Origin of the sequence: Microbacterium sulfonylureivorans, assembly GCF_003999995.1 — a bacterium.
In the GTDB taxonomy this organism is placed as follows: Bacteria; Actinomycetota; Actinomycetes; order Actinomycetales; family Microbacteriaceae; genus Microbacterium; species Microbacterium sulfonylureivorans.
The window spans coordinates 1,324,002-1,349,039 of sequence record NZ_RJAD01000001.1 but is presented as its reverse complement, the minus strand read 5'-3'; the positions used below and the strand labels follow the sequence as shown (position 1 = coordinate 1,349,039).

The window sequence follows — 25,038 nt, the reverse complement described above, 5'->3', positions numbered from 1 at the left end:
AGATTCTACGGTTCGACCCTCCGAGGTCCCGGTACCCGGACGCCGCGCGGCGGCGCAGGGTTGAATGGACGCGTGCTCCCCGAACCCGATGCCGCCCTCTGCCGGGGCCTCGCCGATGATCTGCGCGACGCCGGATACACGCCCGAGGCGCTGCGAAGCGCCTGGGGCGCCGCAGCCGACGACGCCATCGCGCGCGGCCTCCGCGCGCCCGCAGATCGGGCACTGGGCGGTCGAGGCGGCGCACTCGCCGTGCTCGGCCGGCTCTTCATGCTCGGGATGCCTCAGCCCGCGGCATCCGTCGCCCGCGCGCTTCCCCGCACCGCGCCGGACGGACTCGTGCGCCTCGGTCTGGCCGTCGCCGCCGGCGACGACGTGCGTCCCCTCGCAGTGGTGCGGCCCCAGTCGTACGCAGACGCGGGAGCCGCCGACGGCGGGAGCGTGTGGTGGATCGCGAGCGACCTCGACGAGGCCGCGCTCGGCGGACCCCTGCCCGAGGATCACGTGCTCGGGGTGGGCGGGGCATCCCTCACGCTCGCCGCGCTGCAGCTGCCGACGCCGGCGATCCGCGGCCTCGACATCGGCGCGGGTTGCGGCATCCAGGCGCTGCGGGCGCGGCGCAGCGTCGAACGGGTGGTCGCGACCGACATCTCGCAGCGGGCGCTCGGGTTCACTCGCCTCAACGCTCTGCTCAACGGGGTGGACGGCATCGAGGTGCGCCTCGGCAGCCTGTTCGATCCGGTCGCCGGCGAGCGGTTCGATCGCATCGTGTCGAATCCGCCGTTCGTCATCACCCCGCGGGTCGACGACGTGCCGGCGTACGAGTACCGCGACGGCGGGATGGAGGGCGACGACGTCGTCGCGGCGTTCGTGCGCGGCGTGGGCGAGCATCTCGAACCCGGAGGGGTCGCCCAGCTGCTCGGGAACTGGGAGACGCGAGCCGGAACGGCGGGGCTCGACCGTGTCCGCGAGTGGGTGGAGTCGTCATCGGTGCCGCTCGACGCCTGGGTGGTGGAGCGCGAGAGCCTCGACCCGCTGTCGTACGCAGAGCTCTGGGTGCGCGACGGCGGGACCCTTCCCGGGACGCCCGGCTTCGCGCGACTGATCGACGCATGGCTCGACGACTTCACCTCCCGGGACGTGTCGGAGGTGGGCTTCGGCTACCTCCTGCTCCGTCGTCCGGCGAGCGGGGCGCCGACCCTCGCCCGGTACGAGCTGCTGCACCAGGCGCTGCCCGGCGACGGCATCGGCGCGCACCTGGCCGACGCCCTCGCCGCCCACGACCGGCTCGCCGCACTCGACGACGACGGGGTCGCAGCATCCGTGTTCGCCGTCGCGCCCGACGTGACCGAAGCCCGTCACCACGTCCCCGGGCAGGAGGATCCCACCGTGATCGAGCTGCGTCAGGGCGGCGGCTTCGGTCGCGCGCTCGGGGTCGATCCCGGCCTCGCCGCGCTGGTCGGGGCGTGCGACGGCGACCTTCCGGCAGGAGCGCTGATCGATGCGATCGCCCAGCTGCTGGGGGTGGATGCCGCGGCCCTCCGCGCCGACCTCGTGCCGCGGGTGCGCGAACTGGCCTTCACCGGCTTCCTCCGCATCGTCTGACGCCAGACCGCGTCGACGTTCGGAGCAAGGACGGCTCGGTAGGCTCGAAGCATGCTCAACATGGCCGAGGGCATCGCGCGCCTCGGCGCGCTCGCCGAGTCTCCCGTCGTCTCCACGCTCGCCGACGCCTTCGCCGCGGCGGGCCACGACCTCGCGATCGTCGGCGGCCCGGTGCGCGACGCGCTGCTCGGGCGTGCGGTCAACGACCTCGACTTCACCACCGACGCGCTGCCCGACCGGATCCTGCGGATCGTCAAGCCGATCAGCACCGCCCAGTGGGACATCGGACGCGCCTTCGGCACCATCGGGGCGAAGGTCGCCGGCGAGCAGGTCGAGATCACGACCTACCGCGCCGACAGCTACGACGGCGTCACCCGCAAGCCGACGGTCGAGTTCGGCGACACGCTCGAGGGAGACCTCGTGCGGCGCGATTTCACCGTGAACTCGATGGCCCTGCGCGTTCCGGGCCGCACGCTCGTCGACCCGACCGGCGGCGTCGAGGACCTAGTCGCCCAGCGCCTTCGCACCCCCGCCGACCCGTCGGTGAGCTTCGGCGACGATCCGCTCCGGATGCTCCGCGCGGCGCGCTTCTCGTCGCAGCTCGGGTTCGAGGTCGACTTCGCCACGGTCGAGGCGATGGCCTCGCTGCGCGCGACCCTGTCGATCGTCAGCCCCGAGCGCATCCAGGGCGAGCTCGTGCGCCTGCTGCAGACCGACGACCCGGTGCGGGGCATCCGACTCCTCGTCGAGACCGGGCTCATCGACCAGTTCCTCCCCGAGATCCCGGCACTGAAGCTCGAGGTCGACGAGCACCACCACCACAAGGACGTGTACGAGCACTCGCTCACCGTGCTGAAGCAGACGATCGACCTCGAGGCGTCCAGGAATCCGGATGCCGCGCCCGACGTCCCCTTGCGGATCGCCGCCCTTCTCCACGACATCGGCAAGCCCGCGACCCGCAAGCTCGAACCGGGCGGGGGCGTCACCTTCTACCATCACGACATCAAGGGAGCGCGGCTCGCGCGAAAGCGGCTGCAGGCGCTGCGGTTCGACTCCGACACGATGTCGTCGGTGACCCGCCTGATCGAGCTGCACCTGCGCTTCTTCGGCTACTCCGAGGGCGCGTGGACCGACTCGGCCGTGCGACGCTACGTGCGCGACGCCGGTGACGAGCTCGAGCGCCTGCACATCCTCACCCGCGCCGACGTGACGACGCGCAACGCGAAGAAGGCGGGGCGGCTCGCGCGCGCCTACGACGACATCGAGCGCCGGATCGCCGAACTGTCGGCCGACGAGGAGCTCGCCGCCATTCGGCCCGAGCTCGACGGCAACCGGATCCAGGAACTGCTGGGCATCGGTCCCGGCCGGGAGGTCGGCGAGGCGTACCGGTTCCTGCTCGACCTGCGCCTCGACGAGGGGATCGTCGGCGAGGACGAGGCCGCACGACGCCTCGTCGACTGGTGGGCCGCCCGGGCGTGAGGTCCCGCACCTACACTGGACGCACGCTCCACCGACGTCGATCGGAGCCTCCATGTCATCGCCGTGGTCGCAGCGGCGCGAGGTGTCGCCCGAGACCTCCCGCCTGCTGATCGAGCGCGCGCACGAGGAGCTCCTCGCCGGCAACGCGGGGGACGAGCGCCTCGCCGACGTGCGTGCTCTGGTCCGGGAGTCGTGGCGCCGCTCGCTCGAGAGCCTCGTGGGAGCGGAGGCCCTGCCCCCGCTCGACCTCGACGCCGACGCCCTCGACGAGTACCGCCGCCTTCACCCGCTCGCCGGGGTGATCGAGATGGTCCGCGGCCTGCTCCTGCCGGGCGGATCCGACGACTCCGGCGTCGCCGTGGCGGTGGGTGACGCCGCCGGGCGCCTGCTGTGGGTCGAGGGTGATCGGAGGGTGCGCACCCTCACCGGCGACATGGGGTTCGTGGAGGGGGCGAACTGGTCGGAGCGCGCGGTCGGCACGTCGGCGCCCGGGACGGCGATCGCGCTCGACCGATCCGTGCAGATCCGCGGTGCCGAGCACTTCAACCGTCTCGTCCAGCCGTGGTCGTGCACCGCGGCTCCCGTCCACGACCCCGAGACGCGGCGCCTCCTCGGCGTGATCGACGTGACCGGCGGCATCGAGGCGGTCACCCCGCAGGCTCAGCTGCTCGTGGATGCCACGGCCCGCGCCATCGAGGGCGAGCTCCTGGTCGCGCGGCTCCGCGCTCGCGCCGACCCCGCGCCGCCCGCTCGCCGCCGGACGCGCCGCGTGGAGGCGACCCGAGCCACCCTGCGCGTCCTCGGCCGCGACCGCGCGCTGCTCGAGGTCGCGGGCGACGATGCCGAGACCGTATCCGAGCTCGGGCCGCGGCATGCCGAGCTGCTGCTCATGCTCGCCGTCCATCGGCAGGGGCTCTCCGCCGAGAGACTCGGCGAGCTCGTCTACGGCGACGTGGAGGCGACCGTCACGCTCCGCGCCGAGATGGTGCGCCTGCGCAAGGTGCTGGAGCGTGTCGCTCCCGCGCTCGTGCCCGAGTCCCGGCCGTACCGGCTGGGCGTCGAGGTGGAGACCGATGCCCACCAGGTGCTCTCGCTCCTCGACCGCGGGGCGCATCGCGTCGCCCTTGCGGCGTACCGCGGCGACGTGCTGCCCGACTCGGTCGCCCCCGGGATCGAAGCGTTCCGCGACACCGTGCGCACCGCCCTGCGCGAGGCGCTGATGGCCGAGGCATCCGTCGAGGTGCTCCTCGCGTTCGCGGAGACGGATGCCGGATCCGTCGACGTCGACCTGCTGAGGCTCTGCCTGTCGATGCTGCCACCCCGGTCTCCGAAGCGCGCCGGCCTCGTCGCGCGCATCGAGAAGCTCCAGGCCGAGTGAGGCGGTCGAGAGTGCGCGAACGCCCGTTCGCGGCGAAGCGAATGCGTCATTCGTGCGCTCTCGACCGCCGTTGGCTGCGGCGCGCAACATCGTGCAACGTCGAACGGCCTAGCTTCGACGCAACGCGACGACGGATGTCGCGACAGCGTCGAAGGAGACCATCATGACCATCGTCGAAGAGGGCGTCTCGAGCATCTACGCGGCCCCCGGGCAGCGCGGCTCGGTCGCCGACTACCGTCCCCGCTACGGCCACTACATCGGCGGCGAGTTCGTCGAGCCGATCAAGGGGCAGTACTTCGAGAACATCTCGCCGGTCAACGGCAAGCCGTTCACCGAAGTCGGGCGAGGCACGGTGGAGGACATCGACCGCGCGGTGGATGTCGCGTGGCAGGCGTTCGAGTCCTGGAAGCGGACCACACCGGCCGAGCGCTCCGTCATCCTCAACAGGATCGCCGACCGCATCGAGGAGAACCTCGAGAAGATCGCGGTCGCCGAGACCTGGGAGAACGGCAAGCCGGTCCGCGAGACGCTGGCGGCCGACATCCCGCTCGCCGTCGACCACTTCCGCTACTTCGCGGGCGTGCTGCGCGGCCAGGAAGGGTCTCTCAGCCAGATCGACGAAGACACCGTGGCGTACCACTTCCACGAGCCGCTCGGCGTGGTCGGGCAGATCATCCCCTGGAACTTCCCGATCCTGATGGCCACGTGGAAGCTCGCCCCGGCGCTCGCGGCCGGCAACTGCGTCGTGCTGAAGCCGGCCGAGCAGACGCCGGCGTCGATCCTCTTCCTGTTCGAGATCATCGGCGATCTGCTCCCGGCCGGCGTCGTGAACATCGTCAACGGATTCGGCATCGAGGCCGGCGCGCCACTCGCACAGCACAAGCGGATCCGCAAGGTCGCGTTCACGGGCGAAACGACGACCGGGCGCCTGATCATGCAGTACGCGTCGCAGAACCTCATCCCGGTGACACTCGAACTCGGCGGGAAGAGCGCCAACGTCTTCTTCGAGGACGTCGCGCGCGACACCGGCGACGCGTACTACGACAAGGCCCTCGAGGGCTTCACGCTCTTCTCGCTGAACCAGGGCGAGGTGTGCACGTGCCCGTCCCGGGCGCTGATCCAGCGGTCGATCTACGACCGGTTCCTCGGCGACGGCCTCGACCGCGTGGCGAAGATCGTGCAGGGCAACCCGCTCGACCCGGCGACGATGATCGGTGCGCAGGCATCCAACGACCAGCTCGAGAAGATCCTGAGCTACATCGACATCGGGAAGCAGGGCGGCGCGAAGCTGCTCGCCGGCGGTGAGCGCGTCGATCTCGGCGGCGACCTCAGCGAGGGCTACTACGTCGCGCCGACGGTGTTCGAGGGCACCAACGACATGCGGATCTTCCAGGAGGAGATCTTCGGTCCGGTCGTGTCGGTCACGTCGTTCGAGGACTTCGACGACGCGATCTCGACCGCGAACGACACCCTGTACGGGCTCGGCGCCGGCGTGTGGAGCCGCTCCGGCGACATCGCGTACCGCGCGGGCCGTGCCATCGAGGCCGGCCGCGTCTGGACGAACACGTACCACCAGTACCCCGCGCACGCCGCGTTCGGCGGGTACAAGCAGTCCGGCATCGGCCGCGAGAACCACCTCAAGATGCTCGACCACTACCAGCAGACGAAGAACCTCCTCGTCTCGTACGCCGAGGGGGCGATGGGCTTCTTCTGAGCCGACCACGGCCGCGGGTCCCCGGGGGCGGCGCGCGGCATCCCGGACCCGGGCGGAGCTCCCCAGACTCCGCCCGGGTCATCCCCCGTCCACCCCGGGGCGTCGAGCGAGCGGAGCGAGACGAAACGGGCCCGGACCAACGAGAGACGGTGAGGCGATGACCACCACTCAGACACCGCGGCGCGTCGCGGTGACGGATGCCGCGGCATCCCTCCTGCGCGACCTCACCGTGCAGCACGGACCACTGATGTTCCACCAGTCCGGCGGCTGCTGCGACGGCAGCGCGCCCATGTGCTATCCCGTCGGGATGTTCATCACGGGCCCGAGCGACGTGCACCTCGGCGCCGTCGACGTGGGTCTCGACGAGCCGATCGAGGTCTACATCTCGGTGGCGCAATTCGAGTACTGGAAGTACACGCACCTCACCATCGACGTCGTGCCGGGGCGCGGTGCGGGCTTCTCGGTCGATGGCCCGACCGGCAATCGGTTCATCATCCGATCGCGCATGCTCGACGAGGCCGAGCTCGTCCACTTCGGGCTGAAGCCGGCGGGCTGATGCCCTTGCCGGGACGGCGGCGGCGTCAGCGGAAGAACAGGCCGAGAACTCCGGTCTGACTGAGGATCCAGAACAGCGCGACCCCGCCGATCAGGAGGATCGAGACCCACGGCACGCCGCGCCGGAGCCGGCGTCCCTGGGGCGCGACCCCGGGCGGCGGCCGCAGCGGATCGAGGGGTGCGACGAACGGGACAGCGGATGCCTCGCTCCCGGCGCTCGCCGCCGCGACGGCATCGGCCGGGGCCGGGGCATTCGTCATAGCCGCCGCCTGCGCGCGCAACCGGTCATCGCGCCAGCGCGCCCACTGCGCGAACTTGTCGAGCAGGGCGCCGACGACGGAGAACAGCCACGCCCAGGTCGCCGGGTCGAGCGTCGAGAAGTCGCGTTTGGAGTACAGGAACAGCCAGTCGTCCACGATCTCGACGTCGAGCGCGGCCGCGTTGTCGATGAATCGCGCCATGATGTCGGGCGTGAAGAGGTACAGGGCGTCGGGCTCGTAGCCTTCGGGGCAGGAAAGCGAGAAGTACCTGTCGAAGTCGCCTTCGAGCCCGAGGCGCTGGTCCTTGTCGAAGGTCGCCGGCAGGTTCGACCCGAAGAGGCCGTTGTTGCCGGTCGCATCGAGCACGATGTGCGGCAGCGGGGCGTCGAGCCGTACCGCCACGTAGCCCCACGTGTGGGTGGTGCGGTTCTTGCCCGATCCGGTCGTGTACCGGTAGTTGGCGAATTCGACGAAGCGCGGGCGATCGCCGCGCACGAGGTCGGTGGACTGGCGTGCGTCGCCGACGCCGAAGATCATCCCGGGAAGGCCGGGGCTGTCGAGCCGCGGTTCGTAGCTCATCCCGTTCGCGCGGGCGAAGCGGTCGAGCCGGTACATCCGCTGCGCGCTGGCGCGGGTGCCCGCGACGAAGGCCACGGCCACCACCGCCACGACCACCCCGACGATGAGGAGCGGCGCGAGGCCGACCAGCATCCCGAACCCGCCGGCGCCCGCGTCGACCACGCTGAACGCCACCGTCAGGAACACAGACGCGAACATCACCACGGCGATCGCCATCACGACGATGCCGACCACGGTCGAACCGGTGAACCCCGACGGCAGGCGGCCGCCCATCTGCAGCTGGTGGGTGAACGCGCGGGCGGCGGCGGGATCGACGGGCTCGACGAGAGGCCGGGCGTCGAACGGGTACGCGGGCGAAGGCATCCCGCTCATCGGTTGACCTCGTCGGCGTCCCACTGCAGCGAGGCCCCCTCGCGGATCCCGAGCGCCTCGATGCGAGGGTCGGTGCACAGGGCGTGCTGCAGCTCGGACGACCCGGCGACGATCGTGGAGTCCCAGTCGATCTCGCTCACGACCACCCACGCACGGTCGGCGGGCCAGATCAGGCTGGGCGACTCGGCGCTCGGAGCGAAGCCGTGCTCCTCCATCTTCGTGTCGCGCCACGGCGCGCGGAGGATCCAGTCCTCGCGGGCGAGGTCTGCCGCTCCGCCGCGGAACAGGACGTAGTCCCGGTTCGGCAGCTGCAGGCGCGGCCCGCGCGAGATCTCGTCCGACAGGATGCCGGGCTGCCAGGTCGGCGGACGGAAGACGTCGTTGAACACGTCGCGCGTCGAGTGCGCGAGGAACTCGAGGTGCTGGGCGGTCGCGGCATCCGGGGTCTCGTCATCGGTCACGGTGAGAAGCGCGCGCGACGGTCCCCAGCCCATGGCCCCGACGAGGCCGCCCCATCCCTCCCACAGCCCGACGAATCCGTCGGTCGGGGTCGTCGTGTGCGCGGCGGCGATCTCGGCGACGACGCTCAGTTCGGCCGCGTCGAGCTGCCCCTCCGAAGGCGCGTCGAACTGCCAGCCGTCGGGCGACTGCGACTGCCGCCAGGCGTTCGGGTCCCAGTCCGTGCCGCGGGCGCGCACGAGCGCTCCCCACTGCGCACCGGCGTGCATCTCGGTGCCGAAGGCGGCCGCCGCGTCGCCCCACCGTGCCGGGACGGTCTCGACCTCGACCTGCTTCTCGGCGAATGCCTCCCACGCCCGCCGGTTCGGTTCGTACGGCAGGGGTGGCCAGTCCGCGCCGATGGGCTTCGAGCGCGTCGCCGGATGGAAGATGCGCGTGTAGAAGGGGAACCCGCGCGGCACCATGTCGTGGATCGTCCCGAGCCACGGGTCGTCGAGCCGCTCGCGGATCCAGTCCCCGGCACCGACGTCGGCAGTCCACTCCATGCGCCCACGCTACCGGCGCCGCGGGCTCGGGCCGAAGGCGTCCACGATTCAGTCTCGACGTGCAGTGCGCGCACGCCGGCTCGCGGGATTCCGCGGCCCGGCCGCCCGAACCCGCCGTCTCAGGCGGAGTTGTGACACAGGCTCGGGCCGCAATCGGGGCAGAATCGGTCGGGACGGCTCGAACGAAGGAGTGGCCGATGTCGCAGCGGGACCCCGACGACCTCGACGCGCTGCGCGCGGCATCCGACGTCCTCGGCATCGATGGTCTGCTCAGTCCCGAAGAGCGCGCCGTGCGCGACCGCGTGCGCGCCTTCGTCGACTCGGAGATCCGTCCGCACATCGGCGGCTGGTTCGACCGCGCGCACTTCCCCGTCGAGCTCGTGCCGGCGTTCGGTGAGCTCGGCGTTCTCGGCATGACCCTGGAGGGGTATGGATGCCCCGGCCGCACCGCCGTCGAGTACGGGCTCGCGGCGCTCGAACTCGAAGCCGGCGACTCGGGCCTGCGCACGTTCGTCTCCGTGCAGGGGTCCCTCGCCATGGGCTCGATCCACCGGTGGGGCTCCGAGGAGCAGAAGCAGGAGTGGCTCCCGCGCATGGCCACGGGCTCGGCGATCGGATGCTTCGCCCTGACGGAGCCCGGTGCCGGCTCCGACCCCTCGAGCATGACGACGTTCGCCCGACGCGACGGCGGCGACTGGGTGCTGTCGGGCGCGAAGCGCTGGATCGGGCTCGCGACGATCGCGCAGGTCGCCGTGGTCTGGGCGCAGACCGACGACGGGGTGCGGGGATTCGTCGTGCCGACGGATGCATCGGGGTTTCACGCGAGGGTGCTCGAGCCGAAGGGCTCGATGCGGGCCTCGATCCAGACGGAGCTGCACTTCGACGAGGTGCGGCTGCCGGCATCCGCTCTCCTCCCCGACGCCCGGGGCCTGAAGGGTCCGTTCTCGGCGCTGAACGAGGCGCGGTACGGGATCGTCTGGGGCGCGCTCGGCGCCGGACGCGACAGCTACGAGGCGGCACTGCGCCACGCGCTGCGGCGCGAGCAGTTCGGAGTGCCGATCGCGTCGTTCCAGCTGACGCAGCAGAAGCTCGTGAACATGGTGGTCGAGCTTCAGAAGGGCGCGCTGCTCGCCCTCCACCTGGGGCGGGCGAAGGATGCCGGCACCCTCACGCCCACGCAGGTCTCGCTGGGCAAGCTCAACAGCGTGCGGGAGGCGATCGCCATCGCGCGCGAGGCCCGCACCATCCTCGGAGGAGACGGCGTGCTGCTCGAGCACTCGCCGATCCGCCATGCCGCGAACCTCGAGTCGGTCCGCACCTACGAGGGCACCGACGAGGTGCACACTCTGATCCTCGGGCAGCATCTCACCGGCATCGGCGCCTTCCGCTGAGGACGATTAGCCGCGTGACCAGGCATCCGGTACCATTGGAGGGTTGTCCGCATGCGCCCCTGTGCGCGAGAAGCCGGATGACGTGCACCACACCCTCCTGCTGCCGGGAAATGCCCGACAGCCGTTCAAGTCCGAAGGAGGTGGGTTAGTGACGCACCAGTACGAACTCATGGTCATTCTGAACCCTGAGATCGATGAGCGCCAGGTCGCCCCGAATCTCGACAAGTTCCTCAAGGTCATCACCAATGATGGTGGCTCGATTGAGAACATCGACATCTGGGGTCGCCGCCGTCTCGCCTACGAGATCCAGAAGAAGACCGAGGGCATCTACGCCGTCGTCAACTTCACCGCCACGAGCGAGACCACTCAGGAGCTCGATCGCCAGCTGAACCTCAGCGAGCAGATCATGCGCACCAAGGTCCTCCGCGCCGAAGAGGCGATCGCCATGATCGCGTCCGAGAAGCAGCGTGCCGAGGAGAAGGCTGCCCGCAAGGCCGCCCGCCCCGCGAAGCCCGTCAAGCAGGACGCGTAACGACGATGGCCGGCGAGACGATCATCACCGTCGTGGGCAACCTCACGGCTGATCCCGAGCTGCGCTACACGCAGAACGGTCTCCCCGTCGCGAACTTCACGATCGCTTCGACGCCGCGCAACTTCGACCGCGCCGCCAACGAGTGGAAGGACGGCGAAGCGCTGTTCCTCCGCGCGTCGGTGTGGCGCGAGTTCGCCGAGCACGTCGCGGGCTCGCTGACGAAGGGCTCCCGCGTCATCGCGACCGGTCGCCTCAAGCAGCGCTCCTACGAGACGCGCGAGGGCGAGAAGCGCACCGCGATCGAGCTCGAGGTCGACGAGATCGGCCCCTCGCTGCGCTACGCGACCGCTCAGGTCACGCGTGCCGCAGGCGGCGGCGGTCAGTCTCGCGGTGGTCAGGCGCAGGTCGCCGACGAGCCGTGGTCGACCCCCGGTTCGGCGAACGCGGGCGGCAACGCCGGCGGCGCCGACGCGTGGAGCGCGCCCGGCACCTACGGCGACGACACCCCGTTCTAAGACATATCGGATGCCTCGGCATCCGGTGAATCTCACATCTCAGTAAGGAAACACCCATGGCTGGAAAGGCAACCGGCGATCGCCGGAAGCCGCGGAAGGGCGCGAAGAACGCTGCCCCCGCGAAGGCGATCCGTGTCGGTCTCATCGACTACAAGGACGTCGCGACTCTTCGCAAGTTCATCTCGGAGCGTGGCAAGATCCGCGCCCGTCGTATCACCGGTGTCTCGGTGCAGGAGCAGCGTCTGATCGCCAAGGCGATCAAGAACGCGCGCGAAATGGCGCTCCTGCCCTACGCCGGCGCTGGCCGCTAAGGAGCACCCAATGGCAAAGCTGATTCTCACGAATGAGGTCGCCGGGCTCGGAAGCGCCGGAGACGTTGTCGAGGTCAAGAACGGGTTCGCCCGCAACTACCTCATCCCCCAGGGCTTCGCTGTGGCCTGGACCCGCGGTGGCGAGAAGCAGGTGGCGTCGATCCGCGCCGCCCGCGAGTCCCGCGCGATCCACGACCACGAAGAGGCCGTGGCCCTCAAGAACGCGCTCGAGACCAACAAGGTCAAGCTGTCGGTCAAGGCCGGCGCCGAGGGTCGCCTCTTCGGCTCGGTGAAGACCGAGGCCGTCGCAGACGCCGTCAAGGCCGCAGGCCTGGGCGACCTCGACAAGCGCAAGATTCACATCACCTCGCCGATCAAGTCGGTGGGCGAGCACGAGGCGACGGTCCGTCTGCGCGACGACCTCACCGCCGTGATCACCCTTCAGGTGGTCGCCGCCAAGTAAGGCAGCGATTCGAGAACGGATGCCGCGGACCTTCGGGTCCGCGGCATCCGTCGTCTCCGGTGTGCGCAGAAGCATCGCCGGGCAAGCATGAAGACGGATGCCGCGAGCCCCCCGGGTCGCGGCATCCGCCTTGTCTCTGGGCCTCAGGTCACGGGACGGCCGGTCCAGGCACGGCGGCCGTCCCGGGAGCGAGAGGCGAGGGGTGGGGGAAGCGGGAGGGCCGGTGGGGAACGGCCCCCCCGCCACGCTCACGCAGGAGCGCGGTCGGAGGCACTCTGGGGGAACCTCCGACCACGGCTCACGCGGAGCGTCGCCGCGACACGAACGCGAATGCGCCGGCTGCCAGGAGCATGAGCCCCATAAGCAGCGCGGGCATCGCGCCCATCCCTCCCGTCACGGCAAGCACGGTGGCGCCGGCGCCGGCCGGCGAGCCGGTCACGTCGTCACCGTCCGACGACGAGCCCGAACCGCTGGGGTCGGTCGGGTCGGTCGGGTCTGTGGGATCCGTCGGGTCCGTGGGGTCCGTGGGGTCCGTGGGGTCCGTCGGGTCCGTGGGGTCCGTCGGATCGGTGGGGTCGGTCGGGTCCGTGGGATCCGTCGGGTCGGTCGGGTCGACCGGCTCGGTGGGCGCGACCGGCGCCTGCGTCGTGGTGTCGCCGATCACCGAGACGGCGTTGCCGCCGACGGTGAGGGGAAGCTCGATCGGCGCGAGGATCTGGGTCCCCCCGAGGATCGAGTCGGCACCCGACGTGGAACCACCGGCGCCGCCGCTGCCGGCGGGCGCTCCGGCGGTCCCCGTCGACGAGCTGTCGCCGACGACCGAGATCGCGTTGCCGACCGCCGAGACCGGCGCGGTGACCGGGGCGAGCACCTGAGTCCCGCCGGCGATGCCGCCGGCACCGTCGGTCGATCCCGCAAGCACGCCGCCCGAACCGCCGGCGCCGCCGGTGCCGGCATTCTCGCTCGAGCTGTCGCCGACGACCGAGACGGCGTTGCCGCCGGCGGTGATCGGAGCGACGACGGGGGCGAGCACCTGAGTGCCGCCGACGACCGAGTCGGTGCCGTCGGTCTCCCCGCCGGCGCCGCCCGCACCGGCGGTGGAGCCGGTGGCTGCACCTTCGGTCGAGCTGTCGCCGACGACCGAGACGGCGTTGCCGACCGCCGTGACCGGGGCCGTGACCGGAGCCACGACCTGGGTGCCGCCGAGGGTGCCGTCCGTGCCGTCGGTCTCGCCGACGGTGACGCCGGACGTGCCGGTCGAGGGTGCCGCGGTGGCGCCTTCGGTGGTGCTGTCGCCGAGGACCGAGATGGCGTTGCCGGATGCCGTGACCGGGGCCGTGACCGGGGCCACGACCTGGGTGCCGCCGAGGATCGAGTCCTCGCCGTCGGTCGCCGCACCGGATGCCGATCCGGTGTCCGCTTGCGCGGCCGGTGCGGTCGAGGCATCCTCGCTCGCGCTGTCGCCGGCGACGGAGATCGCATTGCCGCTGACCGTGATCGGAACGGCCGCCGACACGAGACCCTGCGTGCCGGACAGCACGCCGTCGTCACCCGAGGTCGATGCCGGGCTCGTCGCCGCGCCGGAGGGCGCGGGGGCCGAGGTGGCGGCATCCGCCGACGAGGAGTCGCCGACGACGGAGATCGAATTGCCCGCTACCGTCACCGGAACGGCTACCGAGACGAGGGCCTGGGTCCCAGACGCAGCCCCGTCCTGGCCGCTCGTGGTCGGAGCCGCGGCCGCCGCAGTCGGGGCCGGGGCCGCGGCCGCCGGAGCGGGCGCCGACGCCCCTTCGCTCGCGGAGTCGCCGATGACCGAGAGCGAGGTTCCGCTGATCGTCACCGGGAGTGTGACGTCGAGGACGGCCTGGGTGCCCGAGAGCAGCCCATCCTCCCCCGTCGTCTCGGCCGCGTTCGCGACCGTCGCGCCGAGCAGCGTGATGCCGCCGGCGAGGAGCGTGCCCAGAAGGGCGCGCTTGACGTAAGTGCGCATGATGTTTTCCCCTTAAGTTGACTGATGTGGCGCAGCGCGTGAGGGTGCGCTGACGCTCTGCTCTGCCGCCTTGAGAAGGCGACGGCGAGCCGATCAGTCAGGGGAGACGTCGGTGGATCCTGCGGGCGCCGGTGGCGCGTGCTCGTCCTCCGGTCCGGCACGACGCACCCAGGCACGGAGAGCGGCGAACGGACCGAGGGCGACGAGCGCCCAGGCGCCGAGACCCGTACCACCGGGTCCCGAGGAAGATGCGGTCGGCGGGCAGAGTCCCCCCGCCGGAGTGAAGGGTCCACGCGCGTCGGACGGCGTGGCGGAGGACACAGCGGAGGCGGAGGGGGCGGAGCCGGGCTCGTACGCACCCTCGAAGACGGGAAGAGCGGATGCCGAGGCCGCTGCCGAGGACGCGACGACGGCCACGCCGTCGGTCGGACCACCGGCCGCGTCGCCGGGCGCGGGGTTCGCCGAACCGGGTGCGCTCTCGGTGCCGGGGATCTCGGCACCGGGAAGGCTCGGGATTCCGGGCAGGACCGGCGGCAGTCCGGGAGTGCCCGTGGAGGGCGCCCCGATCGAGGAGCCGGCGTCGGCCACGGCTCCGGTGAGTCCGCCGAGGGTCTCGTCGACCGTGCCGGCGATGTCGGCGACCGCGTCGTCGGCACCGACGCCGGTGACGATGTCGCCGACGATCGGCACTTGCGTGACGACCTCGACGATCGGCTCGGCGACATTGCCGACCACGCCGTCGTCTGCGGCGTCGGCCACCGGCTCGGTGACTGCGGTGACCGCTTTGCTCACCGTCTTCACGACCTCGCGAACGGGCTCCTGGACGGGGGCGGGGGTGGCGTCGACCACGGTGTTCCCGACATCCGTGACCGACCCCGTCACCGTGGTCACCGTGTCGGTCACGGCGGTGGCCGTGTCGTCGACGACGGAGGTGACGGCACCCAGCAGACCCTTGCTGTCGTCTGCGCCGTCCTCGGCGTGCGCGTGCCCGGAGCCGAGCCCCAGCAGCAGGGAGAGGACGATCCAGGCGAACGCGGTTGCGGCCCCGACAAGGGCCAGTCGCCAGATCCTCGACAACGACTGCGAGGTTGCGATCTCCACGTTCACCTCCCACGACGAACAACGCCACGCAATCCGAACGGATGCGCTGAGGGTGCCTGGACTGACAGGCTAGCGCTCTCCCACGCGGGTGTCCAGACGTCGTGGCGAACCCCCGGGTCTCGAGTCGGTGCCACCGGGGCGCCGCGGAATTGTGCACAGGCACCCTCCGAACACGCAACCTTCAAGCGGGACTTCAACCACATCGCCCTCCACAGGCTGTGGAACCGGTAAAGGCTGATCAAAGGGCAATACTGAAGTCGCACTGAGGGAAACTCACGTAGTTCTCCACAGGTGTTGTTCACAGGTCTGTCGGCGTTTCTCGCAGACTTTCCACATAGTTATCCACAGGCACTGTTGCAGGTGTCGGGGGCCCTGCCTACCGTGGGGTTCGGCCCTTCGAGGGTTGGCATCGAGCGTCTGCGACCAGAAGATGGGCGGATCGGCGCCGCATCGCGTCGGCAGATCGGCGGTCGCCTTCTGTCTTCCCGGCCGAGCCTGTGCAACGTCCTCGGCGAGCCGCCGTGACGCAATCGAACGACGTGGAGGATCCTGCACCTATGTCGATCGCCGACATCTCCGAAGAGCGCATGGGCGGACCGCGCGAGTTCGAACGCACTCCTCCGCATGACCTGCTCGCCGAGCAGAGCGCCCTCGGAGGCATGCTTCTCTCGAAGGATGCCGTCGCCGACGTCATCGAGACGCTCCGGGGTCCCGACTTCTACATCCCCAAGCACGAGCTCATCTTCGAGGCGATCCTCACCCTCTACTCGCACGGCGAGCCGACCGATGTCGTCGCGGTCACCGACGAGCTCATCAAGTCCGGTGAGCTGCAGCGCGCCGGAGGGGCCGACTACCTCCACACCCTCACGTCGATCGTGCCGACAGCGGCCAATGCCGGCTACTACGCGTCGATCGTCTCGGAGCGCGCCCTGCTGCGCCGGCTCGTCGACGCCGGCACACGCATCGTGCAGATGGGCTACTCCGGCCAGGGCGAGGCGCTCGACCTCGTCAACAACGCCCAGGCCGAGATCTACTCGGTCACCGGCGCCGAGGCCGCCGAAGACTACGTTCCGCTCACGATCGCCGTAGACGCCGCCGTGGAGGAGATCGAGGCCGCCCGCGGTCGAGACGGTCAGATGACGGGCATCCCGACCGGGTTCTCCGGTCTCGACCAGCTCACCAACGGTCTGCACCCCGGCCAGATGATCATCATCGCGGCGCGACCCGCGATGGGTAAGTCGACGCTCGCCCTCGACTTCGCACGCGCCGCCGCGATCAAGAACAACATGCCGACCATCGTCTTCTCGCTGGAGATGGGGCGCAGCGAGATCGCGATGCGTCTGATGAGCGCAGAGGGCTCCATTCCTCTGCAGGCCATGCGCAAGGGCACGCTCGACTCGCGTGACTGGACGACGATCGCCGCGACGCGCGGCCGCATCAACGACGCCCCGCTCTACATCGACGACAGCCCGAACATGACACTCGTCGAGATCCGCGCGAAGTGCCGGCGTCTCAAGCAGAAGGTCGGACTGAAGATGGTCGTCATCGACTATCTGCAGCTCATGACGAGCGGCAAGCGCGTCGAGTCGCGCCAGCAGGAGGTCTCGGAGTTCTCGCGTGCCCTCAAGCTCCTCGCGAAGGAGCTCCAGTGCCCGGTCATCGCCCTGTCACAGCTGAACCGCGGCCCTGAGCAGCGTGCCGACAAGAAGCCGGCGCTCTCCGACCTCCGTGAATCCGGCTCGATCGAGCAGGACGCCGACATGGTCGTGCTCCTGCACCGCGAGGCGGCATACGAGAAGGAGAGCCCGCGCGCGGGCGAGGCCGACCTCATCGTCGCCAAGCACCGCAACGGTCCCACCGATACCATCACGGTCGCATTCCAGGGGCACTTCTCGCGCTTCACCGACATGGCCCCCGGCGGCGACTTCCAGTAGTCGTCTCGCTCGGCCTCCCTTCGGCCCCCAACGGCGGCGTCGCGAGACGATGTGCGTCACCCGGACGAAACACCGCGTCCCGCCGAACCGGTCGTGACCGGCTCGACGGGACGCGGTGACCCCGACTAGTCGCGCAGCGCGGCGGGGATGCTCAGCAGCACCGTGCTGGACTCCGCCCCGTTCGCTCCGCCCTCGCCGTAGAGCATCACCTGGTGCTCGTTGTTGATGTCGAAGCTGTAGGTCGGCATGAACCAGCCGCCCTCCTCGATGGGGACCATGCCCGAGACGTCCCAGAGTCGCCCCTGGGGGTCCCACAGCGCCGAGATCGCGTAGTACGGCGCGAGCTCGACCGTGCCGAGCACCCAGCCGTCATCGGACACCTTCTCCGCGGTCGCGTCGTACCCGTAGTCGGCGAGACGCTTCATCCCGCCCGCCTCGGTCCACACGAATCCGTCATGACCGCTCGTGCCGACGACGGTGCCGGACGCATTGACGTCCATGGCCATCGCCCACCCCTGCTCGGGAAGCGTGCCGAGGTCGCGCACCGCGCCGGTGGCGGCATCCCACATCACCGCGTTCGGTACGTGATCGGCGGTGAGCGAGCTTCCGACGATCACCCCCGCGGCGTTGATGGCACGCGGCTGCGTCTCCGACGGGACGTCAGAGAGGTGCTCGAGCGCGCGGAACGCGCCGTCGGGCGTGCGTGCGAACGCGTCGTTGTAGCTGTGCCACGTGCCCTCGGCATCCTTCTCGAGGAGTTCGGCGAACCCGGTGACGATGCCGCCGTCGTTCACCGCGGTCGCGAAACCGCCGGTGTACGGACGCCAGTCCGGCACGCCGATCATCGTGAGAGAGCCGTCGGCCGCCCACATCGACGGGACGAAGTTCCAGTCGGCGTCCGTGACGACCCCGACCGCGGTCCGCTCCTCGTTGACCCCGAGGGCCGAACCCCACTGCTCGCCGTCGACGGCCAGGTTCACGAACCCGCCCTCCTCGGTCCAGGTGGTCGGCGTCATCCGGCTCTCGAACTGCCGGTCGCCCGCCACGAGGCCATCGTCGGTGAGCCCGGCGCCGACGAACGGCGGAGCCCAGGTGACGAGGTCGAGCTGGGGAACGTCGACGGTGGTGATCGCGACGCTCGCAGCGCCGATGATCGTGCCGTGTTCGTTCGCCACCCGCACGCGCCCGACCATCGGCTCGCCCGTCAGCTGGCGGGCGCTGACGGTCAGCGCTCCGTCGACCGGCATGGATTCGCCCGCGGAGAGGTCGTACGTCGCGTCGGACTTGGGCGTGACGGTGCCCTGGCCCTTCGAGAACATCTCCTGGTGGTAGTCGAACGTCACGCCTTCGCCGGCGACACTGACACCGGCGACGACGATGTAGTACGTACCGGGGTCGGGGTTGTCGATGACGATGCGCTCGGCCGAGTCCCCGGTCGTGGCGCTCTGTCCGACGGGCATGCCGTTGAACACGACGTAGAAGTCCAGGTCCGCGGCCTCCCTCGGAGTGAGGCTCACATCGAGCCTCGTGGTGTCGCGCGGGACGTACAGCTGGTTGGCCGTCGTCTCACCCTGGGCGACCGTCGAGAACAGGTTGGCGACCGTTCCGATCTCACCGGTCGCGACGTGGGCGTCTACCGGACCGAAGGTGTTCGTGCCCGCCATGCTGACGTCGGTGGGCTCGTTCATCGTCACCGAATCGAGCGTGGTCGATCCCGGTGCCACCGACATGCCCTGCAGCGAGATCTCCGCCGAGTACCTGTTGGCATCGGTGCCCGAGGTGCGACGCGCCTCGATGACGAACTCCCAGATGCCCGGCTTGGGCCGGTACACCGCCCGTGCGGTGGCATCGCAGCTCGCGGGATCGGCGTAGTCCGTGTAGCAGTGGTTGCTCGCGTTCGAATCCGCGGGCACGCCGTCGGGGTCGATCGGAAGGATTCGCACCTGGCTGCCGTCGACGACGCCCTCGAGCGTCATCTGCAGCGCCTCGACGCCCTCGGGGACCGGGACGAGGAGCGACGTGCTCCCACCGCGCGGAAGCGTGCCCGAGCCCGTCACCGAGTAGTCGGGGCGCGCCAGCGCCTTCGTGGCGAGGACGGTGACCGGAACGAACTGGTCGATGCCTGCCGTGGACGGGTCGTCGATCGTCATGATCGCGCTGTGGATGCCGGACTTCTTCGCCGTCGCGGTGACGGTGATGTCGGTCTCCCTGCCCTTCTGGAGGGGCAGGCTCGAGCGGGCGCTGAAGGTTCCGTCATTGCCGATCCAGCCGACACGGTGGGCGACGCTCTTGCTGCTGCCGCTCGTGCGCGTGATGCCGACCTCGTAGGTCTTCTTGGAACCGGTGACCTGACCGCCCTCGGTCGGGAGGCACCGGTTGTAGACCCCGGCCCCGGCGTGGGGCGTCTCGAGGAGGCCGGAGAGCGAGCTGCACACCGGCGCGGAGACCTCGAGGGTGTTGACCGAGACCTTTCGGGCCAGTTCCTTCCAGGCGGCGACCGTGTCGATCACGCCGGCGCCCTGCGCCGTCGTGGACACGCCGCGGATCAGGTCCGCGGTACCGATCAGGGCCGTCTTCAGCCCTGCTGCGGAGACCGGCACCGACGTCGCCTTGGCGGCGGACAGGAGGAGGGCCGCGGAGCCTGCCACCTGCGGCGCCGCCATGGAGGTGCCGTTGAGCATCCCGTATCCGGCGGGCAGCTGGTAGCCCGTCTCGGGCACCGCCTGTCCGGCCAGCCACATCGGGATCGGCGCGACCGCCGAGCCGGGGGCGGAGATCTGGGGAGCCAGAGCGCCGTTCTCAGCGGGGCCGCGGGAGGAGAACCCGAAGATCCCCAGCTCGGTCGACACCTTCGAGCCGTAGTTCGCCCACCACGTGCGCGAACTGACCGACGCCGCGACGGAGATGGCCTCGCTCGACACAGAGGGCGAGCTGACGGTGTTGCTGCCGAGGCCGTCGTTGCCGGCGGCGACGATGATCTGCACGTCGTACGCGTCGATGAGCTGGTCGTACAGCTGCGCGATCACGTCCGACCCGTCGTTGAGGGCCGGCAGCCCTCCGATCGACAGGTTCACGACGTCGACGTTCCGGTTGACGACCAGATCGATCATGCCCTCGGTCAGCGCTGCCTGCGTGCAGCCCCCTTCGAACGTGCAGGCGCGGGCGGAGACGATCTGCGCACCGGGCGCGGCACCGTGCATCTTGCCGCCGAACATCGAGGTCGCGGCGACGATGCCTGCCACGTGCGTTCCGTGCTCGCCGGCGGGCAGCCCGATGTTGACGAACGTGCCGGTCGAGCCGTCGCCGTAGCCGAGGTCGACGTCCTCGCGGTACTCCACCACGAACGGAATCCGTTCGTTCTCCGGCGTGGCGGCGTCATCGGCGCCGAAGTAGCCCACCTGGCGGTCGACGCCGTAGGGCGCCATCGCCGGCGCGTCGGTGAAGTCCTGGTCGTTGTCGGCATCCACCCACATCTTGTGGGTCGAGGGCTCGTAGAGCACCGCGTAGGTGTCCCAGACGTCGCCGTTGCCGTTCAGATCGCCCGCGAAGTCGCTGTACAGCGTCGCGTACTCGTAGAAGGAGCCGATCAGGAAGTCACCGGCCGGCGCGGTCCAGGTGCGGCCCCCGTAGGTGAACGACGGCCCGGTCCGGGTCGCCGACAGCTCGACCCACGTTCCGTCGCCGTCCTGAACGGGGTCGGTCGCGGTGACCCAGTCGACGATCTTCGGCTTGCCGTCCGTCGTCTTCTGCAGCGCCGGGTGCCCGACGTCGATGCCCGTGTCCAGCACACCGACGACGGTGCCCCGACCGTCCCACTTCGGGTTCTCCTTGACGAACGCGGCGGCGCGGGTCTCGTCGATCGGCATGTACGGGTTCTCGGCGGGGGTCTTCGCGCTCGGCGCGCTCGGCGCGCTCGGGCCGGCGTGACGCGACGACAGCACGGCGGTCTCAGCCGTTCCCACCTCGGGCGCAGGGACGCGGTACGTGCGGTTGAGGTCGATCGCCTTCACGGTCGACATCCCGGCGAGGTCGGCCACGCTGTCGGTGGGCACGGTGGCTCGCACGTAGCCCAGCTTCTCGGTCACCGAGCCGACGGTGCCGCCGGCATCCCGAACCGCGGCGATGACGTCGTCGGCGGCCCCCTTGCCGGCGAGCATCATGACGGTGACGGTGCTCGCCTCCTCGGCTTGGGCCTGCTGGAGCAGCCTGGTGTCGGCCTCGCCGAGCTTGTCGGTGGCATCGTCCGTGGATCCGATCGAGTCCATCGGCTGGAAGCCGTCCTTCGACGCAGGCTCGTACAGCTCCTTCTCGCCCCCCGACCGGGTGGTGGCGGCGGTGAAGGGATCGCGGAGGTCGGCGATCGCCTCCCGCGCCTCGGCGTACGGGCCGTCCGGGTCCGGCGCCGACGAACCCTGTTCGGGCGGCGGCGCGGGCGCCGCGGCTGCGGTGCCGATCGGCGCGATCATCATCGCGGTGGAGATCAGTGCCGCTGACGCGGCGCCGACCAGTTTCGTGCGTGTGCTCATCGTGCTCCTAGACGGGGGGACGTCGGGACGGGCGTCACGGCGACGCCCCTCGAGTGCGGAAAGGGCCTTCCCGAATCTCCGCACTCGCGTCCGAATCTCCCGCGCCGCGCCACGGGGGGTCAATCGACCGGGGCGGCGGATGAGCGACATGGCGTGTAACCGCCTCATCCGGTGCGGCCGTTGACCGGGCTCCGGCATCCCGGAAGGATGTCGGGATGGTCGACCAGCAGCGGATCTGGGATGAGGACGCCGCCCGGCGCTACGACACCCCCGGCGAGGGCATGTTCGCCGAGGAGGTGCTCGGGCCCACCGTCGAGGTGCTCGCCGAGCTCGCCGACGGCGGGCGCGCCGTCGAGTTCGCGATCGGCACCGGTCGCGTCGCGATCCCGCTGGCGGCGACCGGGGTGGATGTCACCGGGATCGAGCTGTCGACCGCGATGATCGCGCGCCTGCGAGAGAAGGCCGACGCGGAGGCGATCCCCGTGATCGAGGGCGACATGGCCCGTGCTGACGCGGGGCGCGGCTTCACGCTCGCCTACCTCGTCTTCAACACCATCTCCAACCTGCTCACACAGGACGAGCAGGTCGCGTGCTTCCGCAATGCCGCGAGGCACCTCGCTCCCGGCGGCCGTTTCGTGATCGAGCTCTGGGTGCCGCAGCTGCGCGCGCTCGCGCCGGGGCATCGGGGCACGGTGGAGGTGAGCGATCCGGGCTACCTTCTGGTCGACACCATCGACACGCTCCAGCAGCTGCTCATCTCGCACCACGTCAGGTTCGATCCCGACGTGACGGGCAGCCGCGAAGCGCAGATCGGGCGCTCGCCGCACCGCTACATCTGGCCGAGCGAGCTCGACCTCATGGCGCGGCTCGCGGGCTTCGAGCTCGAGTCGCGGTGGGCGGGCTGGGACCGCGGTGCCTTCACGGCGGAGTCCACGAGCCATGTGTCGGTGTACCGCCTGGTCGATCCCGCCTGAGCTCGAACGCGTGCCGCTACGCTTCCCCCATGGAGGACTGGGAGGAGGGCGCCGCCGAGGCGCTCGAGCGCATGGGCGGCTTCCCGATGGCCGATGCGCATCGCGGCACGATGAGGATCGTCTCGCTGTCGGAGCCGCGCGGGCGCTCGCGCTACCAGACCTGTGCGATGGAGGTCGTCCTCGAGGCGCCCGACCTGCCGCCCGAGCCCCTGTCGACCGAGGTCGTGCTCGACCGCCGCTACTGGCCGGCCCCGGGAACCGTGCTCCGGGCGAGGATCTCCCGCAGGCGGCCGCGCATGCTCGAGGTCGACTGGGACGCGCTCGCCCGCTGACCCCGTCGGTGCGTCCGCATCGCCAATTCGGTTGATGCGCCCGTCGCGCGCACCGGGTGGACTGTCCTCCCAGGATCGCACGAGCCCACGGGAGGATGATCGGAGGATGCCGCAGCAATCCCCTTCGCTCGAGCCGGCGACCGCCGACCGGGGCGCCGGCGCCGGGGGACGGCGGCCGAGGTCGTGGGCCGGGCTCCTCGGATCGATCCGCATCGGGCAGTCCGTGATCACGGTCGTGCTCGTCGTGGTCGGCGCGATCCGTGCGACCGCCGACGGCACTCCGCTGCCGTGGGCCATCGCCGTGTCGGTGATCTTCGCCGGATGGTACTTCGGCGGCCTGATCCTGAGCGAGCGGTCGTCCGATCGCCGCCTCGCGTCGTGGTGGCTCGTCGGCCTGACGCTCATCTGGTTCGGCGCCGTCGCCGTGTCGCCGGAGTTCGTGTGGCTGGCCTTCCCGCTCTGGCTGCTCGCGGGCTTCGTCCTCCGGATGCGCTGGGCGATCCTCCTCAGCGTGGTGGTGTTCGCGGTCGTGGTGGCCGCGCCGATCCTGCATACCGGGGAGACGACGTATGCGGACGTCATCGGCCCGCTGGTCGGCGGCGTCTTCGCGCTCGGCATCTCGCGCGGCTATCTCGAGCTCGTCCGCGACGGCGAGGAGCGCCGCCGGCTGATCGCCTCGCTCGTCGAGGCGCAGGACGAGATGGCGGCACTCCAGGACGAGCTCGCCCGCACGCAGCGCGAGTCGGGGGCCAGCGCGGAGCGCGCCCGGCTGTCGCGCGACATCCACGACACCGTCGCCCAGAACGTCTCCTCTGTCGGGATGATCGCGCGCGCCGCGCTCGAGAGCGACTCCGACGAGGAGCGCACACGCTCCCTCGAGCAGATCGGCGCGCTGTCCGCCGAGGGCCTGGGCGACATCCGCCGCATCGTGAACGCGCTCATGCCCCTCGAGCTGGAGGGATCGCCGCTGGCCGACGCCATCGGCCGCATGCTCGATCGGCTCGCCGCCGACACCGGCATCGGCACCGAGCTGCACGCGGATGACAGCATCCCTTCTCTGCCGACCCTCGCCGAGGTCGCGCTGCTGCGCACTGCGCAGTCCGCGCTGGCGAACGTGCGCGCGCACGCCGCGGCGAACCGGGTCGTCGTCAACCTCGTCGACGCCGAGGATGCGGTCCGCCTCGACATCGTCGACGACGGCGTCGGCTTCGACGCCGCCCGCTGGGACTCCCCTGCGTCGCGCGCCGACGACAGCGGGTACGGGCTGATCGCGATGCGCGCGCGCCTGCGCGAGCTCGGTGGCGGACTCGAGGTCGAGAGCGCGCCGGGCGACGGCACGGCGCTGTCGGCGTTCGTGCCGCTCGGCGGTCAGGCGGCGAGCGGATGACGGAAGTCACGGTGCTGCTCGTCGACGACCACCCGATCGTCCGGACCGGCCTGCGCTCGCTGCTCGACCGGCGCGACGACGTGTCGGTCGTCGGCGAGGCGTCGTCTGGCGAAGAGGCGGTCGCCATCGCCGCGCACCTGCACCCGGACGTGGTGCTGTGCGACCTGCGGCTCGGCGCCGGGATGAACGGCGTCGAGACCACGGCAGCGCTGCGGGCGCAGCATCCGGCCCCCGCCGTGGTGATCCTCACGACGTTCGACCGTGACGCCGAGATCCTCGGCGCGATCGAGGCGGGAGCCGCCGGCTACCTCGTGAAGGACGTGTCGCCGGACGCGATCGTGCAGGCGATCCGGCAGGCCGCCGACGGGCGGATGGTCCTGTCTCCCGAGCTCTCGGACCGTGTCGTCGCGGGGATGCGCGCACCTCGGGTGCGGCTGACCGCGCGCGAGCTCGACGTGCTGCGGCTCCTCGACACGGGCGCCTCCAACCGCGAGATAGCCAAGACCCTGTTCGTGACCGAGGCGACCGTGAAGACGCACCTCGTGCACGTCTTCGCGAAGCTCGGCGCCGACAGCCGCGCGCGGGCGATCGCCGTCGCGCGCGAGTCAGGGCTGCTGTGACATCTCAACCGTTCGGTTG

The 25,038-nt window shown here is 70.7% G+C and carries 20 protein-coding genes; 15 read left to right on the top strand and 5 right to left on the bottom strand.

Translation table 11 applies throughout. The features are described 5' to 3' along the window. The first annotated feature begins 72 nt into the window (after window positions 1–72). The 5 genes from EER34_RS05985 (at window position 73) to EER34_RS05965 (ending at window position 6,729) form a co-directional block, all read left to right on the top strand. Window positions 73–1,602 carry a DUF7059 domain-containing protein gene (locus EER34_RS05985; protein ID WP_240642149.1) on the top strand — a complete coding sequence of 510 codons (1,530 nt, stop codon included), beginning with the start codon at window positions 73–75 and terminating at the stop codon, window positions 1,600–1,602. Window positions 1,603–1,653: 51 nt separating this feature from the next. Beyond that, the gene (locus EER34_RS05980) at window positions 1,654–3,081 is read left to right on the top strand and encodes a CCA tRNA nucleotidyltransferase (protein ID WP_127473599.1); all 1,428 of its coding nucleotides are present in this window, start codon (window positions 1,654–1,656) and stop codon (window positions 3,079–3,081) included. Between the two features lie 52 nt (window positions 3,082–3,133). Next, complete coding sequence (locus tag EER34_RS05975; RefSeq protein ID WP_127473598.1) at window positions 3,134–4,459, top strand: sigma-54-dependent transcriptional regulator family protein; 1,326 nt, start codon at window positions 3,134–3,136, stop codon at window positions 4,457–4,459. Window positions 4,460–4,622: 163 nt separating this feature from the next. Then, window positions 4,623–6,173 (top strand): acetaldehyde dehydrogenase ExaC, encoded by a 1,551-nt coding sequence (exaC, locus tag EER34_RS05970; protein ID WP_127473597.1) that lies wholly within the window; start codon window positions 4,623–4,625, stop codon window positions 6,171–6,173. Window positions 6,174–6,330: 157 nt separating this feature from the next. After that, entirely contained in the window at window positions 6,331–6,729 is a 399-nt protein-coding gene (locus EER34_RS05965) for a DUF779 domain-containing protein (RefSeq protein ID WP_127473596.1), read from the top strand. Window positions 6,730–6,754: 25 nt separating this feature from the next. Here the strand turns inward: EER34_RS05965 and EER34_RS05960 are convergent, their stop codons facing one another. Next, on the bottom strand, window positions 6,755–7,930 hold the full coding sequence (locus tag EER34_RS05960; RefSeq protein ID WP_127473595.1) for a hypothetical protein: 1,176 nt from the start codon (window positions 7,928–7,930) through the stop codon (window positions 6,755–6,757). A 5-nt stretch (window positions 7,931–7,935) separates the two neighbouring features. Continuing rightward, on the bottom strand, window positions 7,936–8,943 hold the full coding sequence (locus EER34_RS05955; protein ID WP_127473594.1) for a hypothetical protein: 1,008 nt from the start codon (window positions 8,941–8,943) through the stop codon (window positions 7,936–7,938). 197 nt (window positions 8,944–9,140) lie between these two features. Between EER34_RS05955 and EER34_RS05950 the strand changes: the two genes are divergently transcribed. From EER34_RS05950 to rplI, 5 genes are all read left to right on the top strand, one after another. Then, window positions 9,141–10,334 (top strand): acyl-CoA dehydrogenase family protein, encoded by a 1,194-nt coding sequence (locus EER34_RS05950; RefSeq protein ID WP_127473593.1) that lies wholly within the window; start codon window positions 9,141–9,143, stop codon window positions 10,332–10,334. 148 nt (window positions 10,335–10,482) lie between these two features. After that, complete coding sequence (rpsF, locus tag EER34_RS05945; protein WP_127473592.1) at window positions 10,483–10,866, top strand: 30S ribosomal protein S6; 384 nt, start codon at window positions 10,483–10,485, stop codon at window positions 10,864–10,866. A gap of 5 nt (window positions 10,867–10,871) precedes the next feature. Then, on the top strand, window positions 10,872–11,381 hold the full coding sequence (locus EER34_RS05940; RefSeq protein ID WP_127473591.1) for a single-stranded DNA-binding protein: 510 nt from the start codon (window positions 10,872–10,874) through the stop codon (window positions 11,379–11,381). A gap of 56 nt (window positions 11,382–11,437) precedes the next feature. Beyond that, window positions 11,438–11,692, top strand: a complete 255-nt coding sequence (gene rpsR, locus EER34_RS05935; protein ID WP_045301896.1) for a 30S ribosomal protein S18 — start codon at window positions 11,438–11,440, stop codon at window positions 11,690–11,692. A 10-nt stretch (window positions 11,693–11,702) separates the two neighbouring features. After that, the gene (gene rplI, locus EER34_RS05930) at window positions 11,703–12,155 is read left to right on the top strand and encodes a 50S ribosomal protein L9 (protein ID WP_127473590.1); all 453 of its coding nucleotides are present in this window, start codon (window positions 11,703–11,705) and stop codon (window positions 12,153–12,155) included. Window positions 12,156–12,453: 298 nt separating this feature from the next. On the opposite strand, the gene EER34_RS17720 is transcribed toward rplI, so the two are convergent. Beyond that, a complete protein-coding gene (locus EER34_RS17720; protein ID WP_127473589.1) occupies window positions 12,454–14,145 on the bottom strand; it encodes a hypothetical protein in 1,692 nt (563 codons plus the stop codon). A gap of 93 nt (window positions 14,146–14,238) precedes the next feature. Further along, complete coding sequence (locus EER34_RS05920; RefSeq protein ID WP_240642148.1) at window positions 14,239–15,246, bottom strand: hypothetical protein; 1,008 nt, start codon at window positions 15,244–15,246, stop codon at window positions 14,239–14,241. 557 nt (window positions 15,247–15,803) lie between these two features. Between EER34_RS05920 and dnaB the strand changes: the two genes are divergently transcribed. Then, on the top strand, window positions 15,804–17,180 hold the full coding sequence (dnaB, locus tag EER34_RS05915; RefSeq protein ID WP_127473588.1) for a replicative DNA helicase: 1,377 nt from the start codon (window positions 15,804–15,806) through the stop codon (window positions 17,178–17,180). 125 nt (window positions 17,181–17,305) lie between these two features. On the opposite strand, the gene EER34_RS05910 is transcribed toward dnaB, so the two are convergent. Then, window positions 17,306–21,706 (bottom strand): S8 family serine peptidase, encoded by a 4,401-nt coding sequence (locus tag EER34_RS05910; protein WP_127473587.1) that lies wholly within the window; start codon window positions 21,704–21,706, stop codon window positions 17,306–17,308. 215 nt (window positions 21,707–21,921) lie between these two features. On the opposite strand from EER34_RS05910, the gene EER34_RS05905 reads away from it, so the two are divergent. The 4 genes from EER34_RS05905 (at window position 21,922) to EER34_RS05890 (ending at window position 25,019) form a co-directional block, all read left to right on the top strand. Beyond that, window positions 21,922–22,680, top strand: a complete 759-nt coding sequence (locus EER34_RS05905) for a class I SAM-dependent methyltransferase (protein WP_127473586.1) — start codon at window positions 21,922–21,924, stop codon at window positions 22,678–22,680. A gap of 29 nt (window positions 22,681–22,709) precedes the next feature. After that, window positions 22,710–23,012: a hypothetical protein gene (locus tag EER34_RS05900; protein WP_127473585.1), complete on the top strand. Its 303-nt coding sequence runs from the start codon at window positions 22,710–22,712 to the stop codon at window positions 23,010–23,012. A 106-nt stretch (window positions 23,013–23,118) separates the two neighbouring features. Then, complete coding sequence (locus EER34_RS05895; protein ID WP_127473584.1) at window positions 23,119–24,399, top strand: sensor histidine kinase; 1,281 nt, start codon at window positions 23,119–23,121, stop codon at window positions 24,397–24,399. Further along, window positions 24,396–25,019, top strand: a complete 624-nt coding sequence (locus EER34_RS05890) for a response regulator (RefSeq protein ID WP_127473583.1) — start codon at window positions 24,396–24,398, stop codon at window positions 25,017–25,019. The genes EER34_RS05895 and EER34_RS05890 overlap by 4 nt, the downstream gene beginning before the upstream one ends. The last annotated feature ends 19 nt before the right edge of the window (window positions 25,020–25,038 follow it).